This window comes from Pseudomonas sp. ChxA (assembly GCF_030263855.1).
Lineage (GTDB): Bacteria > Pseudomonadota > Gammaproteobacteria > Pseudomonadales > Pseudomonadaceae > Aquipseudomonas > Aquipseudomonas fluorescens_CB.
Map to the genome: position 1 here is coordinate 1,275,522 of NZ_JARPMK010000001.1, position 16,599 is coordinate 1,292,120.

The following is a 16,599-nucleotide window of genomic DNA, read 5'->3' on the forward strand; positions in this document are numbered from 1 at the left end:
TATGACGTTTTGCTCGCGGATCTGTATCTAACGCCCTGCTTTTCAACGCCCTACCATGGCACCCAGCACAATACTGCAGGAGTGACACCATGCCCGAACTGTCCAGCTGGCTTGCTTATGGCCTGATCTCCCTCGGCATGGTGCTGACGCCTGGGCCGAATATGATTTACCTCATTTCCCGCTCGATCTGCCAGGGGCGCACGGCCGGGTTGATTTCCCTCGGTGGCGTTGCCTTGGGTTTCCTTGTTTATATGTTCTGCGCAGCGCTGGGGATTACCGCATTGGTGATGGCGGTGCCTTTTGCCTACGACGCGCTGCGGCTCGGTGGTGCGTTGTACCTGGTGTACCTGGCCTGGCAGGCGGTGAAGCCGGGTGGCCGGTCGCCGTTTCAAGTCCGGGACTTGCCCCAGGACAGCCCGCGCAAGTTGTTCATGATGGGCTTGGTGACCAACCTGCTCAACCCCAAAGTGGCGGTGATGTATTTGTCGTTGTTGCCGCAGTTTATTGACCCGAATGGGCATGGCAGTGTGCTGATGCAATCACTGATCCTGGGCTTTACGCAGATTGCTATCAGCGTGAGCGTCAACGCGGTGATTGCAATGATGGCGGGCTCCATCGCCGTGTTCTTCGTCACACGGCCAAGCTGGCAGGTGGTGCAGCGTTGGGTGATGGGCTCGGTGCTGATGGGGTTGGCCGTGCGGATGGCGGTTGAGGGGCGGCGGTAAGAGGGTGGTTACAACGTTGTAGCCAGGGGCAGTCAATAGGAGGTTGCATGCTTGAGGTATGGGGGCGACGTTCATCATTCAATGTTCAGAAAGTCATGTGGCTTATCGGTGAGTTAGGTCTGGCCCACCAGCATATTCCCGCGGGTGGCCAATACGGCATCAAGGATTCGCCAGCGTTTTTGAGCATGAACCCACATGGCCGCGTGCCTGTCATCAAGGATGACGATGGGACAGTGGTGTGGGAGTCGCACAGTATCCTCAGATACCTTGCGGCGCGGCATGGGGAATCTGGTTTCTGGAGTGAGGACCCTGCTCAGCGCTCTCAAGTTGACCGTTGGATGGATTGGTCTCAAACCAGCTTGCAGCCGGCGTTTTTAAATGGTGTGTTTTGGGGCTTTTACCGAACCCCTGAGGCGTTGCGGGATCCGCAAGCTATCGAAAAAAGCATCAGTCTCTGCGCTCAATATTTTGAGTTACTTGACCAGGTCTTGAGCGAGCAGCCCTTTCTGGGTGGGGAACGTTTGTCGTTGGCAGACATTACTGTTGGCACACATCTGTACCGTTACTTCTTTTTAGCTATTTCCCGCCCACTCATTCCTCACGTTGAGGCGTGGTATCAAAGACTCCGGGAGCGTGAAGCTTATCGCGAACACGTCATGATCCCCTTCGAAGAGCTTTTCGGTCGGTTGGATTATTAGCCGAGGGGCATCAGAAGGGGGGGTGAAATTCAGCGCGCCATGACGTTGACGATTACATGCAGGATGAACGCGGGGCTGTAGCAGGGCTGGCCGTGTTCGTCCTCAATTCGCCATATGGAAGTGACTGTACACGTCTCCTTGGGCGCGGCGAATTCCACCGTGATATGCACCGGCTGGCCGGGCAGTGTTTCTGCAATGGGGATTTCGCTGCTCAGGCTGCGTAGGTGTGTGTCCATCACCACTTCCAACGGCGCGCCCGAGGCGGTGCGTCGGGCGATGACGTATTCGCCGTCCACGCGCACCAACTTTCGACCGCGCCAGGGGCGGGTGCCGAGGTTTTGAAGCTCCCAGGTTTTTTGAAAGATTTCACCGGGCAGCACAACGGTTTGGTCGGGGGTGGTCACGTCAGCGTTGAAGACGGCGATGTCACTCGTGTCACGCAGGCCGATTGCTCGGTTGGTGATGGCCATTGAGTTGGCGTCCGTCGGCGCGCCCGCCAGGTCAGCGAAATAGCGGAACAACAGCAGCGGTGAAACCTGTAGCGCTTTGGCCAGCTTGATTAGCGTCCGTACCGAGGGATCTTGTGAAGCGCCGCCCGCCAACCCGTAGAGGTAAGTTCTGGAGATGCCGGCTTCCTTGGCCAATGTGGTCATGGGTTTGCCCAGTTCTCGGCTGCGCCTTACGACTAGAGCGCGGAGGGTGTCGCGAGTCTTGATGCTCAATTTAATTGTTAATCCCTGTCCTTGATGTGTCGTCACTTTGTTCGCCAAAAAGGACAACATGCTCGTCGTCAAGTGTATTCGGCAATGCACACTCACACTTCTGCTGGCGACGTTGTGACGGACATGGAAAGGTCCCTTTTGGGTTGGCTGTATCCAGTGTCGCGGTTTCTCACATGCTTGCGAACCTTGTGTGTGTTGCATTCCTTTACATCAATCTCTGGATATAGCTATGACTCAAATAAAAGCGTGCTGTGAATCCATTGCTCGGTCAGGCTTTGGCACCCTACAAATATCTGATGCGATGCTGCAGGACTACAGAAAAATCGTTGAGGGTTACGCGGCAATTTCTCAAGGCACCAAAGAGTCATTTTCCTTTGCCTATGAAACGGACGGCTTTTTCCCTTTTGGCGCCGAGTATTCGTGTAACGAAGATCACCCTGATCTATGTGAGCGGTTTTGCTACTGGCCCGCGCACGCGCCGAAACGAAAGGCTTTCGAGTTCACTCGAAGCCCTTTCTTCATGGCAGTGGATAGTTTTGAGAGACAGATCAGTGAGGTGGCTCAGGAGTTAATGGATGGCATTTGTCGAGAGTTTGGAGTCGCGCCATTGGCGTCCTTTCGCTCTGCGTCCTACCTGCAGCTCTGTGTCTATGGTGCGCAGGCAACAAATTGCGTGCGTCGATTCGCTCAGGACCCTCATGAAGATGGTCATATGTTGTCGTTTATCAAACCTACCCGCGAGGGGCTGGTTTTGGTGAGGGGGCGTTCATTAGAGCCTGTTCGCCTTCTGGAAGGTGAGATTGCAGTGTTGGCGGGTTCCTTGCTCACAGAACTTTCCGATCATGCAATTCCTGCGGCCTACCATGCTGTTATTGCGCCGCATAAACCTGTTGCTAGAAGCTCTTTGATTTACTTTGCTAATCCGAGCCCGGAGCAGTTGCTGACGAGTTTTTTTCGCAGGCAAGCAATCGATCTTGCCGGTGCTGTGAATGCTCGTCATACCGGCTTCGGTAATCAGCCTATTCAACCCAGCTAGTATCCTTGCGGACACGAACACTCCATGTTTACTAATGTTAGTGCCCTTTACGTCGAAGGCTTGCTTTTGGGCATCGGATTGTTCGCCGCTCCTGGCCCCAAGGACACTTTGGTCATACGCCAAGGTGTCAGCCGTGGCCCTCTCTGGGGAGTGGTCACCATCTGCGTGCTCGCCGACATCCTTCTCATTGCTTTTGGCATTTCAGGATTAGGTTCGTTGTTGGGACATCGCCCAGTGATAATGGCGTTTCTACTGCTATCAGGCGCCGCTTATCTGCTGTGGTTCGGTACCCAGCGCTTACGAGCGTGCATCCGCAATCAATCTATGCCGGACACGCAATGTGGCAATTCGCAACGCGGACTTTTACGCACGGCGATAGTCCTTGGTTTTGCCAACCCCTACGCCTGGCTCGACACAGTGGTGCTGATCGGCTCTATCGGCGCAGCCAAACCCGCAGGCCAACAAGCACTGTTCGCGACAGGTGCCATGACGGCGTCATTAATCTGGTTTGTGCTGTTGGCGCTGGGATGTCAGCAGCTGGCGTGGCTGTTTCGCACGTCCGTGGTCTGGCGATGCCTGGACGCTGGCGTTGCTGTACTGATGGTGTATCTGGCCGGTATGTTGATCACCGACTCACTGGATATCTTTCAGATAGTCTTTGAGAGTAATCAGCGGGGTACTTAGCTCATCAAGGCTGCTGGCCTGTTGCACATCTGTAAACAGTTTGAGCAGTTCACGGCCCAGCACCGTGTCGGCGCAGCCTAGTGCATTTAATGCCTGGGCAATGCACTCATTGAGCTTGCGTTGAATCGTCGCCAAATCCCCCTGGCGTACCAGCAACCCAAACACTTCGCACTCATATCCATCCATCACCAGGTCATCGCGCAGCAACGGGCTCGCGCCGTCCGTCTCATGCACCAGCTTGAGAGCAAAAAGCGCAACAGCTTCCAGCGTCAATTCCATGGTTCCGTTTCCTCGATGTCTGCGTTAGCCCGCACATACTCACTTTTCTGCAGGCGAAAAAAAAGCCCTTGAATTTCAAAGGCTTTCTTCGAGCCTGTGTAAAAGCGGGTTTGAACCGGTTTGATAGTCATGGCCTGAAGGGGCATTGCGCGGCTACGCAAATGTCAGGTCTGTTGATTCGCCGGCCTTTGCTCGTCGCCGATTGCAAACCGGAACGCCTGGGCCAGGTCGCGCGTTTGGAATGGGGCGCGTTGTCAGGCGATCGAGCACTCTATATAGCTGCAACCCTGGCACTGTGGATTAATCGAAAAGAATTTCAGGAAGGGGGTTGACCACATATTTGAATACTGTACTATTCGCCTCCCGCTGACGAGCAGCTTGAAGCCGGTTCTGGTTCAAGTAGTTGATTTTGATAAAGAAATCGCTTGACAGCAAATGAGGTCGCTGTAGAATGCGCGCCTCGGTTGAGACGAAAGATCTTAACCAACCGCTCTTTAACAACTGAATCAAGCAATTCGTGTGGGTGCTTGTGGAGTCAGACTGATAGTCAACAAGATTATCAGCATCACAAGTTACTCCGCGAGAAATCAAAGATGTAACCAACGATTGCTGAGCCAAGTTTAGGGTTTCTTAAAAACCCAAAGATGTTTGAACTGAAGAGTTTGATCATGGCTCAGATTGAACGCTGGCGGCAGGCCTAACACATGCAAGTCGAGCGGTAGAGAGAAGCTTGCTTCTCTTGAGAGCGGCGGACGGGTGAGTAATGCCTAGGAATCTGCCTGGTAGTGGGGGATAACGTTCGGAAACGGACGCTAATACCGCATACGTCCTACGGGAGAAAGCAGGGGACCTTCGGGCCTTGCGCTATCAGATGAGCCTAGGTCGGATTAGCTAGTTGGTGAGGTAATGGCTCACCAAGGCGACGATCCGTAACTGGTCTGAGAGGATGATCAGTCACACTGGAACTGAGACACGGTCCAGACTCCTACGGGAGGCAGCAGTGGGGAATATTGGACAATGGGCGAAAGCCTGATCCAGCCATGCCGCGTGTGTGAAGAAGGTCTTCGGATTGTAAAGCACTTTAAGTTGGGAGGAAGGGCAGTAAATTAATACTTTGCTGTTTTGACGTTACCGACAGAATAAGCACCGGCTAACTCTGTGCCAGCAGCCGCGGTAATACAGAGGGTGCAAGCGTTAATCGGAATTACTGGGCGTAAAGCGCGCGTAGGTGGTTTGTTAAGTTGGATGTGAAATCCCCGGGCTCAACCTGGGAACTGCATTCAAAACTGACTGACTAGAGTATGGTAGAGGGTGGTGGAATTTCCTGTGTAGCGGTGAAATGCGTAGATATAGGAAGGAACACCAGTGGCGAAGGCGACCACCTGGACTAATACTGACACTGAGGTGCGAAAGCGTGGGGAGCAAACAGGATTAGATACCCTGGTAGTCCACGCCGTAAACGATGTCAACTAGCCGTTGGAAGCCTTGAGCTTTTAGTGGCGCAGCTAACGCATTAAGTTGACCGCCTGGGGAGTACGGCCGCAAGGTTAAAACTCAAATGAATTGACGGGGGCCCGCACAAGCGGTGGAGCATGTGGTTTAATTCGAAGCAACGCGAAGAACCTTACCAGGCCTTGACATCCAATGAACTTTCTAGAGATAGATTGGTGCCTTCGGGAACATTGAGACAGGTGCTGCATGGCTGTCGTCAGCTCGTGTCGTGAGATGTTGGGTTAAGTCCCGTAACGAGCGCAACCCTTGTCCTTAGTTACCAGCACGTAATGGTGGGCACTCTAAGGAGACTGCCGGTGACAAACCGGAGGAAGGTGGGGATGACGTCAAGTCATCATGGCCCTTACGGCCTGGGCTACACACGTGCTACAATGGTCGGTACAGAGGGTTGCCAAGCCGCGAGGTGGAGCTAATCCCACAAAACCGATCGTAGTCCGGATCGCAGTCTGCAACTCGACTGCGTGAAGTCGGAATCGCTAGTAATCGCGAATCAGAATGTCGCGGTGAATACGTTCCCGGGCCTTGTACACACCGCCCGTCACACCATGGGAGTGGGTTGCACCAGAAGTAGCTAGTCTAACCCTCGGGAGGACGGTTACCACGGTGTGATTCATGACTGGGGTGAAGTCGTAACAAGGTAGCCGTAGGGGAACCTGTGGCTGGATCACCTCCTTAATCGACGACATCAGCTGCTCCATAAGTTCCCACACGAATTGCTTGATTCATGCGTTTGTCAAAGTACAGAGCTAACTATTCGAGTCGAATAATTAGCTCTGATCTTTTTCAGAACCGTTCTTTAAAAATTTGGGTATGTGATAGAAAGATAGACTGAACGTTACTTTCACTGGTAACGGATCAGGCTAAGGTAAAATTTGTGAGTTCTCTTAATTGAGAAATTCGAATTTTCGGCGAATGTTGTCTTCACAGTATAACCAGATTGCTTGGGGTTATATGGTCAAGTGAAGAAGCGCATACGGTGGATGCCTTGGCAGTCAGAGGCGATGAAAGACGTGGTAGCCTGCGAAAAGCTTCGGGGAGTCGGCAAACAGACTTTGATCCGGAGATGTCTGAATGGGGGAACCCAGCCATCATAAGATGGTTATCTTACGCTGAATACATAGGCGTAAGAGGCGAACCAGGGGAACTGAAACATCTAAGTACCCTGAGGAAAAGAAATCAACCGAGATTCCCTTAGTAGTGGCGAGCGAACGGGGACTAGCCCTTAAGTGGCTTTGAGATTAGCGGAACGTTCTGGAAAGTACGGCCATAGTGGGTGATAGCCCTGTACGCGAAAATCTCTTAGTCATGAAATCGAGTAGGACGGAGCACGAGAAACTTTGTCTGAATATGGGGGGACCATCCTCCAAGGCTAAATACTACTGACTGACCGATAGTGAACTAGTACCGTGAGGGAAAGGCGAAAAGAACCCCGGAGAGGGGAGTGAAATAGATCCTGAAACCGTATGCGTACAAGCAGTGGGAGCCCACTTTGTTGGGTGACTGCGTACCTTTTGTATAATGGGTCAGCGACTTATTTTCAGTGGCGAGCTTAACCGAATAGGGGAGGCGTAGCGAAAGCGAGTCTTAATAGGGCGTCTAGTCGCTGGGAATAGACCCGAAACCGGGCGATCTATCCATGGGCAGGTTGAAGGTTGGGTAACACTAACTGGAGGACCGAACCGACTACCGTTGAAAAGTTAGCGGATGACCTGTGGATCGGAGTGAAAGGCTAATCAAGCTCGGAGATAGCTGGTTCTCCTCGAAAGCTATTTAGGTAGCGCCTCATGTATCACTGTAGGGGGTAGAGCACTGTTTCGGCTAGGGGGTCATCCCGACTTACCAAACCGATGCAAACTCCGAATACCTACAAGTGCCGAGCATGGGAGACACACGGCGGGTGCTAACGTCCGTCGTGAAAAGGGAAACAACCCAGACCGTCAGCTAAGGTCCCAAAGTTATGGTTAAGTGGGAAACGATGTGGGAAGGCTTAGACAGCTAGGAGGTTGGCTTAGAAGCAGCCACCCTTTAAAGAAAGCGTAATAGCTCACTAGTCGAGTCGGCCTGCGCGGAAGATGTAACGGGGCTCAAACCATACACCGAAGCTACGGGTATCACGTAAGTGATGCGGTAGAGGAGCGTTCTGTAAGCCTGTGAAGGTGAGTTGAGAAGCTTGCTGGAGGTATCAGAAGTGCGAATGCTGACATGAGTAACGACAATGGGTGTGAAAAACACCCACGCCGAAAGACCAAGGTTTCCTGCGCAACGTTAATCGACGCAGGGTTAGTCGGTCCCTAAGGCGAGGCTGAAAAGCGTAGTCGATGGAAAACAGGTTAATATTCCTGTACTTCTGGTTATTGCGATGGAGGGACGGAGAAGGCTAGGCCAGCTTGGCGTTGGTTGTCCAAGTTTAAGGTGGTAGGCTGGAATCTTAGGTAAATCCGGGATTCTAAGGCCGAGAGCTGATGACGAGTTAACTTTTAGTTAACGAAGTGGTTGATGCCATGCTTCCAAGAAAAGCTTCTAAGCTTCAGGTAACCAGGAACCGTACCCCAAACCGACACAGGTGGTTGGGTAGAGAATACCAAGGCGCTTGAGAGAACTCGGGTGAAGGAACTAGGCAAAATGGCACCGTAACTTCGGGAGAAGGTGCGCCGGTGAGGGTGAAGGACTTGCTCCGTAAGCTCATGCCGGTCGAAGATACCAGGCCGCTGCGACTGTTTATTAAAAACACAGCACTCTGCAAACACGAAAGTGGACGTATAGGGTGTGACGCCTGCCCGGTGCCGGAAGGTTAATTGATGGGGTTAGCTAACGCGAAGCTCTTGATCGAAGCCCCGGTAAACGGCGGCCGTAACTATAACGGTCCTAAGGTAGCGAAATTCCTTGTCGGGTAAGTTCCGACCTGCACGAATGGCGTAACGATGGCGGCGCTGTCTCCACCCGAGACTCAGTGAAATTGAAATCGCTGTGAAGATGCAGTGTATCCGCGGCTAGACGGAAAGACCCCGTGAACCTTTACTATAGCTTTGCACTGGACTTTGAATTTGCTTGTGTAGGATAGGTGGGAGGCTTTGAAGCGTGGACGCCAGTCTGCGTGGAGCCAACCTTGAAATACCACCCTGGCAACTTTGAGGTTCTAACTCAGGTCCGTTATCCGGATCGAGGACAGTGTATGGTGGGTAGTTTGACTGGGGCGGTCTCCTCCTAAAGAGTAACGGAGGAGTACGAAGGTGCGCTCAGACCGGTCGGAAATCGGTCGTAGAGTATAAAGGCAAAAGCGCGCTTGACTGCGAGACAGACACGTCGAGCAGGTACGAAAGTAGGTCTTAGTGATCCGGTGGTTCTGTATGGAAGGGCCATCGCTCAACGGATAAAAGGTACTCCGGGGATAACAGGCTGATACCGCCCAAGAGTTCATATCGACGGCGGTGTTTGGCACCTCGATGTCGGCTCATCACATCCTGGGGCTGAAGCCGGTCCCAAGGGTATGGCTGTTCGCCATTTAAAGTGGTACGCGAGCTGGGTTTAGAACGTCGTGAGACAGTTCGGTCCCTATCTGCCGTGGACGTTTGAGATTTGAGAGGGGCTGCTCCTAGTACGAGAGGACCGGAGTGGACGAACCTCTGGTGTTCCGGTTGTCACGCCAGTGGCATTGCCGGGTAGCTATGTTCGGAATAGATAACCGCTGAAAGCATCTAAGCGGGAAACTAGTCTCAAGATGAGATCTCACTGGGACCTTGAGTCCCCTGAAGGGCCGTCGAAGACTACGACGTTGATAGGTTGGGTGTGTAAGCGCTGTGAGGCGTTGAGCTAACCAATACTAATTGCCCGTGAGGCTTGACCATATAACACCCAAGCAATTTGTTTCTCGAGAGAGCATCAGATTGCGGTGTGTGAAGACGAGATGAACCGAAAGTTCGACGCTCACAAAACACCGAAAGCTGTCACATACCCAATTTGCTGAAGCGAAGCCAGCTGGCTACGACTCAGTACCCGAATTTCTTGACGACCATAGAGCATTGGAACCACCTGATCCCATCCCGAACTCAGTAGTGAAACGATGCATCGCCGATGGTAGTGTGGGGTTTCCCCATGTGAGAGTAGGTCATCGTCAAGATTAAATTCCGAAACCCCATTTGCGAAAGCAGATGGGGTTTTGTTTTGGGCGCTCGAAAATAGTCCCGCAAGCTATTCCGCGAAAAAGCCCCCATCAATGCGCACTAACGGGTGCACAGCACGCGTCAAAACGCCTCCAGGCGCTCGCCTCCTCGCCCTTCCAAAAGACTGGCTCACTGGTTATCTCTACATGAAAGCCGACACTCTGCTGCCTCCCAGGCTCATCAGGTCGTGAAAGGTGGTTATACAGGTCGAGGGCAGTAGGATAATCGCAATGCTCTGGCGGCCTCTGAAGGCGCTCACGAGGTTTTGAAAGGGGTTATGGTCGTGGGGCTTCTTCTGTAACGATTTTGCCTTCTGGGCGCCATTGCGGCGGCCAGCGCTGGAATCTCACTTTTCTACAGGCGAAAAAAAAGACCTTGAAATTCAAGGTCTTTCTTTAAGATGGTGCCCCGAGGGAGACTCGAACTCCCACTCCTTTCGAAAACGGATTTTGAATCCGCCGCGTCTACCAATTCCGCCATCAGGGCTCAATGGCGGCGAAGTATAGAGATGAGATTACCGTTGGTCAATCACGTTTCATGGTCTATTTTCACTATTTCCGCTAGACTCCCCGGCCCTGCTAGACGAACCCTATCATGCGCGTTGCTGACTTTACTTTTGAGCTCCCTGATTCGCTGATCGCTCGCCACCCTTTGGCCGAGCGTCGCGCCAGTCGACTGCTGACCCTGGACGGGGTGAGCGGTGCCCTCGCACACCGTCAATTCACTGATTTGCTTGAGCATTTGCGCCCAGGCGATTTGATGGTGTTTAACAATACCCGGGTGATTCCGGCACGGCTGTTTGGCCAGAAAGCGTCCGGCGGCAAGCTGGAAGTTCTGGTAGAGCGGGTGCTGGACAGCCATCGCGTGCTGGCCCATGTGCGCTCCAGCAAGTCGCCGAAACCGGGTTCGAGCATCCTCATCGATGGCGGTAGCGAAGCCGAGATGGTTGCGCGCCATGACGCGTTGTTCGAACTCAAGTTCGCCGAAGAGGTGTTGCCGCTGCTGGAGCGCGTCGGCCATATGCCGCTGCCTCCTTATATCGACCGCCCCGACGAAGACTCGGACCGCGAGCGCTACCAGACGGTATATTCACAGCGCCTCGGCGCCGTGGCCGCGCCAACGGCCGGCCTGCACTTCGACCAGCCGCTGCTGGATGCAATTGCCGCCAAGGGCGTTGAAAGCGCCTATGTGACCCTGCACGTGGGGGCCGGCACGTTTCAGCCGGTGCGTGTGGATAACATCGAAGACCACCATATGCACAGCGAGTGGCTGGAAGTCAGCCAGGAAGTCGTGGATGCGGTGGCTGCGTGCAAGGCGCGCGGCGGTCGTGTTGTCGCGGTGGGCACCACCAGCGTGCGCTCGTTGGAGAGTGCAGCGCGAGATGGTGTGCTCAAACCGTTCAGTGGCGACACCGATATCTTTATTTTTCCGGGCCGGCCGTTCCATGTGGTCGATTGCCTGGTGACCAATTTTCATTTGCCGGAATCCACGCTGTTGATGCTGGTGTCGGCCTTCGCGGGTTATCCCGAAACAATGGCTGCGTATAAAGCCGCCATCGATAATGGATACCGTTTTTTCAGCTACGGTGATGCGATGTTTATCACCCGTAACCCTGCGCCGACTGCTCCTAAAGAAGCGGGCCCTGAGGAGCAACTATGAGTCGTATGTCGTTTGAACTGTTGGCCACGGATGGCAAGGCTCGTCGTGGTCGCCTCACGTTCCCGCGTGGCACCGTCGAAACCCCGGCCTTTATGCCCGTGGGCACTTACGGCACGGTAAAAGGCATGCTGCCGCGTGACATCGTCGCTACCGGCGCCGAGATCATTCTGGGCAATACCTTCCACCTGTGGCTGCGCCCGGGTACGGAAGTGATCAAGAAGCATGGCGACCTGCATGACTTCATGAAGTGGCAAGGCCCGATCCTCACCGACTCCGGTGGCTTCCAGGTGTTCAGCCTGGGCGCCACGCGTAAGATCAAGGAAGAGGGCGTGACCTTCGCCTCGCCGGTGGACGGTTCCAAAGTGTTCATGGGCCCCGAAGAGTCGATGCAGGTGCAGCGTGATCTTGGCTCTGACATCGTGATGATTTTTGACGAATGCACGCCTTATCCAGCGGATGAAGACGTGGCGCGTATTTCCATGGAGCTGTCGTTGCGTTGGGCCCAGCGCTCCAAAAACGCCCACGGCGACAACACCGCTGCGCTGTTCGGTATCGTCCAGGGCGGCATGCACGAAAGCCTGCGCAAGCGCTCGCTGGAAGGCCTCGACAAGATCGGCTTTGACGGCCTGGCTATCGGCGGTCTGTCGGTGGGTGAGCCCAAGCACGAGATGATCAAGGTGCTGGATTACCTGCCGGGCCTGATGCCTGCTGACAAACCTCGTTACCTTATGGGCGTTGGCAAACCGGAAGATCTCGTAGAGGGTGTGCGCCGCGGTGTGGACATGTTCGATTGCGTGATGCCAACCCGTAATGCCCGCAATGGGCATCTGTTCATCGATACGGGCGTGCTGAAGATCCGTAACGCGTTCCATCGCCATGATGATTCGCCGCTGGATCCCACCTGTGACTGCTACACCTGCCAGAACTTCTCGCGTGCTTATCTGCACCATCTGGACAAGTGCGGGGAAATGCTGGGTAGCATGTTGAATACCATCCACAATTTGCGTCACTACCAAGTCCTGATGGCTGGTTTGCGCGAGGCTATTCAACAGGGTACATTGGCCGCCTTCGTCGATGCCTTCTATGCCAAGCGCGGGCTCCCTGTGCCGCCCTTGGACTGAGTTTTCCGACCCTAAGATTCACTATTTGCAACTGGAGTGCTAAATGAGCTTTTTTATCTCTAACGCCATGGCTGACGCCGCTGCGCCTGCCGCTGCCGGCCCAATGGGCGGTGGTTTTGAGTGGATTTTCCTGGTCGGCTTCCTGGTCATCTTCTACCTGATGATCTGGCGTCCACAGGCCAAGCGTGCCAAAGAGCAGAAAAACCTGCTGGGCAGCCTGCAGAAAGGCGACGAAGTTGTGACCACTGGCGGCATCGCCGGCAAGATCACCAAGGTTTCCGATGCTTTCGTGGTTCTGGAAGTCTCCGACACCGTAGAAATGAAGTTCCAGAAGGGCGCCATCGCTGCCACGCTGCCAAAAGGCACGCTCAAAGCGATCTGAGTAACAACTTTTACCAATCGACGGGGCGCGCAAGGCGCCCCGCGTTATAAGCGGGCGGCGTGATGCTGAACAAATACCCTCTGTGGAAATACGTACTGATCCTGGCGGTGCTGGCGATCGGTTTTATTTATTCCGCTCCCAATCTTTATCCTGATGACCCGGCGATCCAGATCACTGGCGCCAGCACTACGCTGCAGGTCAATCAGGCTGATCTGGACCGTGCGAGCAAAGCGCTCACCGACGCCGGTATCCAGGTAAAAGCGGCAACCTTGGCGGCTGATGCGAAAGGCGGTTTGTTGCGCCTGACCAAGGCAGAAGACCAATTGCCGGCCAAAGACGTCGTGCGCAAGGCCCTGGGTGACGACTACGTTGTCGCGCTCAACCTGGCACAGACCACGCCAAAATGGCTGCGCAGCATTGGCGCGCACCCGATGAAGCTGGGTCTGGACTTGTCCGGTGGTGTGCACTTCCTGCTGGAAGTCGACATGGACAAAGCCCTCGACGCGCGTCTGAAAGTTTATGAAGGCGACGTGAAGAGCCTGCTGCGCAAAGAGAAGGTGCGTTATCGCAGCCTGCCGCAGCTCAACGGTGCCATCCAGCTGGGCTTCTCTGATGAAGCGACCCGCGAACAGGCCCGTGCCCTGGTTCGCAAGAACTTCAATGATTTCGACATCGTACCGGCTGACCTGAATGGTCAGGCTGTACTGCGTCTGGCGATGAGCCCGGCCAAGATCGCGGAAATCCGCGAATACTCCATCAAGCAGAACTTGACCACGGTACGTAACCGCGTCAACGAGCTGGGTGTGGCTGAGCCGATCGTGCAGCGTCAAGGCGCCAACCGCATCGTGGTTGAGCTGCCGGGCGTACAAGATACTGCTGAAGCCAAGCGTATCCTGGGCAAAACCGCCAACCTGGAATTCCGTCTGGCGGCTGAGCCGGGTGCGACTCGCGCGACTGCTGAAGAATTCGAATTCCGTGAAGGCAACCGTCCTCCAGCGCTGATCGAACGTGGCTTGATCATCACCGGTGATCAGGTAACGGATGCCAAGGCGGGTTTCGATTCGCAGCACGGTACGCCGGAAGTGAACATCCGTCTGGATGGCCATGGCGGTGACCTGATGAGCCGCGCCACGCGCAGCAACGTCGGTCGCAGCATGGCGGTAATCTTCATCGAGCAACGCCCGGTCACCACCTACACCAAGCAAATGGTCGACGGTGTCGAGAAAGACGTGCCGGTGCAGACCTTCAAGGAAGAGAAGAAGATCATCAGCCTGGCGACCATCCAGTCGCCGCTGGGTGCTCAATTCCGCATCACTGGCCTGAACGGCCAGGGCGAATCGTCCGAGCTGGCACTGCTGCTGCGTGCTGGTGGCCTGGCGGCGCCGATGTACTTCGCTGAAGAGCGCACCATTGGCCCGAGCCTGGGTGCCGACAACATCACCAAGGGTATCGACGCTGCCTTGTGGGGCATGCTGTTCGTATCGCTGTTCATCATCGCCATCTACCGCTTCTTCGGCATCATCGCCACCGTGGCCCTGGCGGGCAACATGGTGATGCTGCTGGCCTTGATGTCGCTGCTGGGCGCAACGCTGACCCTGCCAGGTATCGCCGGTATCGTACTCACCATGGGTATGGCGGTAGACGCCAACGTACTGATCTTCTCGCGTATTCGTGAAGAGATCGCGGCGGGCATGACCGTACAGCGTGCAATCAACGAAGGCTTCGGCCGGGCATTTACCGCGATTCTCGACTCCAACTTGACCACTCTGCTGGTCGGCGGGATTCTCTTTGCCATGGGCACCGGCCCCGTCAAAGGTTTTGCGGTGACCATGTCCCTCGGTATCTTTACCTCGATGTTCACGGCCATCATGGTGACCCGCGCAATGGTCAACCTGATCTTTGGCGGGCGTGACTTCAAGAAGTTGTGGATTTAAGGGGCTGCCATGTTACGTACAATCAACTTCATGGGCGTTCGCAACGTTGCGTTCGGCGCCACAGTGCTCCTTACCGTTCTGGCGTTGTTCAGCCTGTTCCATAAGGGCTTGAACTACGGTCTGGACTTCACCGGCGGTACGCTCATCGAGCTGACCTACGAGAAGCCGGCTGACGTTACCCTGGTGCGCGGCGAGCTGGTCAAGGCCGGTTATCACGAAGCTATCGTGCAGAGCTTCGGTGCTACTACCGATCTGCTGGTGCGTATGCCAGGCGAAGACCCGCAGTTGGGTCATCAGGTAGCCGAAGCCTTGCAGAAAGTCGGCGGTGACAACCCGGCGTCGGTCAAGCGCGTCGAGTTTGTGGGCCCGCAGGTGGGTGAAGAGCTGCGCGACCAGGGCGGCCTCGGCATGCTGATGGCGCTGGCCGGCATCATGATCTACCTGGCGTTCCGCTTTCAGTGGAAGTTCGGCGTCGGCGCCATTGTGTCGCTGATCCACGACGTTATCGTCACCGTGGGTATCCTCGCGTACTTCCAGATCACCTTCGACCTGACGGTGTTGGCGGCGGTGCTGGCGATCATTGGTTACTCGCTCAACGACACCATCGTGGTATTCGACCGGGTTCGTGAGAACTTCCGTGTACTGCGCAAGGCTACGCTGGTCGAGAACATCAACATCTCCACCACTCAGACCTTGCTGCGGACCATGGCGACGTCGATCTCCACCTTGCTGGCGATTGCTGCACTGATGATCTTTGGTGGCGACAACCTGTGGGGCTTCTCCCTGGCGCTGTTCATCGGCGTTCTGGCGGGTACCTACTCGTCGATCTACATCGCCAACGTGGTGCTGATCTGGCTGAACCTCAACAGCGAAGACTTGATCCCGCCTGCCGCTACCGGCAAGGAGGTCGACGACCGTCCTTGATGGGTGTTCGTTGATACGCTGTTACAAAGAAGGCACGAGTATTGAACTCGTGCCTTTTTTTTTGCTCCAAGGCTGGGTATAGCGCGGACGTTTCGGTCCGCTTGTGATGGTCAGGAGGTTCACGTGAACAAGTCGTTACTGGTTGGTGCGGTATTGGGTGCTGTCGGTGTGACTGCCGGGGGTGCTGTTGCCACCTACAGCCTGGTAAAAAGCGGCCCTGAGTATGCGCAAGTGCTGGCAGTGCAGCCGGTGAAAACCCAGATCAAAACCCCTCGTGAGGTCTGCAAGGACGTCACAGTGACTCGGCAGAAGCCGGTGCAGGATCAGCATCAAATCGTCGGCACCGTGGTCGGTGCGCTGGCCGGTGGCTTGTTGGGCAACCAGGTCGGTGGTGGTAATGGCAAGAAGCTGGCTACTGTAGCGGGTGCTGTCGGTGGCGGTTATGCCGGTAACAAGGTGCAGGAAGGTATGCAGAACCGCGATACCTATACCACCACCCAGCAGCGTTGCAGCACCGTCAATGACATCAGTGACAAGGTGGTCGGTTACGACGTGCGCTACAACCTGGACGGTAAGGAAGGTTCGGTGCGTATGGATCGTGATCCGGGCGGCCAGATTCCAGTAGATAAGGAAGGTCGTCTGATCCTGGGGCAGAACCAGCAATAAGGCTGAATTCAAGCCAGCTCCCACATTGGATTGTGTTGGCTGCTGAGATACCAAATCCCAGGCATAAAAAAAGCACCCATTAGGGTGCTTTTTTGTG

13 protein-coding genes, 1 tRNA gene and 3 rRNA genes are annotated in these 16,599 nt (G+C 54.9%); 14 read left to right on the plus strand and 3 right to left on the minus strand.

Translation table 11 applies throughout. From position 1 onward, the window contains the following. Positions 1 to 89: 89 nt before the first annotated feature. Together P5706_RS05645 and P5706_RS05650 are read left to right on the plus strand one after the other, a co-directional pair. Positions 90 to 725, plus strand: a complete 636-nt coding sequence (locus P5706_RS05645; RefSeq protein WP_056858292.1) for a LysE family translocator — start codon at positions 90 to 92, stop codon at positions 723 to 725. A gap of 47 nt (positions 726 to 772) precedes the next feature. Then, positions 773 to 1,423, plus strand: coding sequence for a glutathione S-transferase family protein (locus P5706_RS05650; protein ID WP_285678736.1), 651 nt, complete (start codon positions 773 to 775; stop codon positions 1,421 to 1,423). 29 nt (positions 1,424 to 1,452) lie between these two features. On the opposite strand, the gene P5706_RS05655 is transcribed toward P5706_RS05650, so the two are convergent. Next, a complete protein-coding gene (locus P5706_RS05655; protein ID WP_274598018.1) occupies positions 1,453 to 2,205 on the minus strand; it encodes an NBR1-Ig-like domain-containing protein in 753 nt (250 codons plus the stop codon). Between the two features lie 169 nt (positions 2,206 to 2,374). Here P5706_RS05655 and P5706_RS05660 point away from each other — a divergent pair, with 169 nt between their 5' ends. Further along, complete coding sequence (locus P5706_RS05660; RefSeq protein WP_285678737.1) at positions 2,375 to 3,181, plus strand: isopenicillin N synthase family oxygenase; 807 nt, start codon at positions 2,375 to 2,377, stop codon at positions 3,179 to 3,181. A 24-nt stretch (positions 3,182 to 3,205) separates the two neighbouring features. Further along, positions 3,206 to 3,865, plus strand: a complete 660-nt coding sequence (locus tag P5706_RS05665; protein ID WP_200434354.1) for a LysE/ArgO family amino acid transporter — start codon at positions 3,206 to 3,208, stop codon at positions 3,863 to 3,865. Here P5706_RS05665 and P5706_RS05670 read toward each other — a convergent pair. Further along, positions 3,815 to 4,144 (minus strand): hypothetical protein, encoded by a 330-nt coding sequence (locus P5706_RS05670; protein WP_285678738.1) that lies wholly within the window; start codon positions 4,142 to 4,144, stop codon positions 3,815 to 3,817. The two genes, P5706_RS05665 and P5706_RS05670, sit on opposite strands and share 51 nt — an antisense overlap. Before the next feature lie 68 nt (positions 4,145 to 4,212). Here P5706_RS05670 and P5706_RS05675 point away from each other — a divergent pair, with 68 nt between their 5' ends. The 4 genes from P5706_RS05675 (at position 4,213) to rrf (ending at position 9,773) form a co-directional block, all read left to right on the plus strand. Beyond that, complete coding sequence (locus P5706_RS05675) at positions 4,213 to 4,476, plus strand: hypothetical protein (RefSeq protein WP_285678739.1); 264 nt, start codon at positions 4,213 to 4,215, stop codon at positions 4,474 to 4,476. Between the two features lie 318 nt (positions 4,477 to 4,794). Continuing rightward, positions 4,795 to 6,331, plus strand: a 16S ribosomal RNA gene (locus tag P5706_RS05680). Positions 6,332 to 6,609: 278 nt separating this feature from the next. Continuing rightward, positions 6,610 to 9,501 (plus strand): 23S ribosomal RNA (locus tag P5706_RS05685). Between the two features lie 156 nt (positions 9,502 to 9,657). Continuing rightward, a 5S ribosomal RNA gene (gene rrf, locus P5706_RS05690) occupies positions 9,658 to 9,773 on the plus strand. Together the 16S, 23S and 5S rRNA genes form the textbook arrangement of a ribosomal RNA operon. A 444-nt stretch (positions 9,774 to 10,217) precedes the next feature. On the opposite strand, the gene P5706_RS05695 is transcribed toward rrf, so the two are convergent. Then, positions 10,218 to 10,302, minus strand: a tRNA-Leu gene (locus P5706_RS05695). Positions 10,303 to 10,410: 108 nt separating this feature from the next. Between P5706_RS05695 and queA the strand changes: the two genes are divergently transcribed. The 6 genes from queA to P5706_RS05725 all read left to right on the plus strand — a co-directional run bounded on the left by queA (position 10,411) and on the right by P5706_RS05725 (position 16,502). Then, complete coding sequence (queA, locus tag P5706_RS05700; protein WP_285678740.1) at positions 10,411 to 11,475, plus strand: tRNA preQ1(34) S-adenosylmethionine ribosyltransferase-isomerase QueA; 1,065 nt, start codon at positions 10,411 to 10,413, stop codon at positions 11,473 to 11,475. Positions 11,476 to 11,480: 5 nt separating this feature from the next. After that, on the plus strand, positions 11,481 to 12,596 hold the full coding sequence (gene tgt / locus P5706_RS05705) for a tRNA guanosine(34) transglycosylase Tgt (RefSeq protein ID WP_200434214.1): 1,116 nt from the start codon (positions 11,481 to 11,483) through the stop codon (positions 12,594 to 12,596). A gap of 43 nt (positions 12,597 to 12,639) precedes the next feature. Next, positions 12,640 to 12,978 carry a preprotein translocase subunit YajC gene (gene yajC / locus P5706_RS05710; RefSeq protein ID WP_003175975.1) on the plus strand — a complete coding sequence of 113 codons (339 nt, stop codon included), beginning with the start codon at positions 12,640 to 12,642 and terminating at the stop codon, positions 12,976 to 12,978. 62 nt (positions 12,979 to 13,040) lie between these two features. Beyond that, the gene (secD, locus tag P5706_RS05715; protein ID WP_285678741.1) at positions 13,041 to 14,912 is read left to right on the plus strand and encodes a protein translocase subunit SecD; all 1,872 of its coding nucleotides are present in this window, start codon (positions 13,041 to 13,043) and stop codon (positions 14,910 to 14,912) included. A gap of 9 nt (positions 14,913 to 14,921) precedes the next feature. Continuing rightward, positions 14,922 to 15,836: a protein translocase subunit SecF gene (gene secF, locus P5706_RS05720; protein WP_200434203.1), complete on the plus strand. Its 915-nt coding sequence runs from the start codon at positions 14,922 to 14,924 to the stop codon at positions 15,834 to 15,836. Between the two features lie 123 nt (positions 15,837 to 15,959). Beyond that, positions 15,960 to 16,502: a glycine zipper 2TM domain-containing protein gene (locus P5706_RS05725; protein ID WP_017135941.1), complete on the plus strand. Its 543-nt coding sequence runs from the start codon at positions 15,960 to 15,962 to the stop codon at positions 16,500 to 16,502. Positions 16,503 to 16,599 lie beyond the last annotated feature (97 nt).